General features: G+C 53.9%; 1 protein-coding gene. It reads left to right on the top strand.

Annotation, left to right across the window (positions count from 1 at the left end; genetic code table 11):
* Positions 1 to 1,383: DNA polymerase III subunit alpha (dnaE, locus tag COY37_RS00800; RefSeq protein WP_286975535.1), on the top strand; the 1,383-nt coding region annotated here is incomplete at both ends.

The raw sequence follows: 1,383 nt of genomic DNA, 5'->3' as shown, positions 1-1,383 counted from the left end.
TTGCCGACACCACAAGGATGAAATTCAATAGCGACAACTTCTACTTAAAGTCGGGCGAGGAGATGGCAGCGCTGTTCCCCGGCAGGCCGGGCGTACTGGAAAACACCTTAAAAATAGCCGAACGCTGTAATGTTGAGATAAAATTCGGCGAATATTTGCTTCCAAACTATGACATCCCCGAGGGCTATACCGCCGACGAGTATTTTGAAAAACTATGCCATGAGGGTTTTGAAAAGCGCTATCCCAACGCCGGCGACCAGTACAAAGAGCGCCTGGAATATGAGATAGGCGTTATCAAGCAGATGGGCTTTCCGGGATACTTCCTGGTCGTTCAGGATTTCGTGCGGTATGCGAAGTCGCAGGGGATTAAGGTGGGGCCGGGCCGTGGATCGGCCGCCGGGAGCATGGTCGCCTTCTGTCTTGAGATCACCAACGTCGACCCCATGAAGTACGATCTTCTTTTTGAAAGGTTCTTAAATCCAGAGCGAATAAGCATGCCCGATATCGATATAGACTTCTGCTTCGAACGGCGCCCCGAGGTTATCGAGTACGTTACGCAAAAGTACGGCGAGGACAAGGTCGCCCAAATCATCACCTTTGGCACGATGGCCGCCCGCGCCGCCATCCGCGATGCGGGCCGGGTTTTTGATATCCCTTACGGCAGGGTGGACAAGATCGCCAAGATGATCCCCGAGGGATTCAACGAGGGTAGGCCCTGGACGATAGATGCCGCGATCGAGCATGTCCCCGAGCTAAAGGACGCTTACGAGAACGACCCCGAGGTAACGCGCCAGATCCTTGATATGGCCAAGAACCTTGAGGGCCTGGTCAGACAGGACTCCATCCACGCGGCCGGCGTCGTTATCTCCGACCAGGAGCTTACCAACCGCACGCCGGTACAACGAAAAGGCGAGGCCGAGATCGTCACACAATACAGCATGGGCTCGATTGAGAAGATCGGCCTACTGAAGATAGATTTTCTCGGACTTCGTACGCTCACCGTTATTGATAACGCGGTGAAGAACATTAATAAAAAGCATGGGGTGGACATCGATATCGACACCATCCCCGATGATGATAAGACGACCTACGAACTGCTGCAAAAGGGTGAGACCACCGGTGTGTTTCAGCTAGAAAGCACGGGTATGCGTTCGCTACTAAGGGATTTGCAGCCGACAGCGTTTACCGACATCATCGCCCTCTTGGCGCTGTACCGGCCGGGTCCGCTCGGCTCGGGTATGGTGAAAGACTTCGTCGAGCGCAAGCACGGGCAAAAATCAATAAGTTATCCACACGAAATGCTTGAGCCGATCCTTAAAGAGACCTACGGCGTCATGGTCTACCAGGAACAGGTCATGCGCATCGCCTCTACCATGGCCGGCT

Origin of the sequence: Candidatus Aquicultor secundus, assembly GCF_002791875.1 — a bacterium.
GTDB classification, from domain to species: domain Bacteria; phylum Actinomycetota; class Aquicultoria; order Aquicultorales; family Aquicultoraceae; genus Aquicultor_A; species Aquicultor_A secundus.
This window is presented reverse-complemented; position numbering and strand designations above follow the sequence as displayed.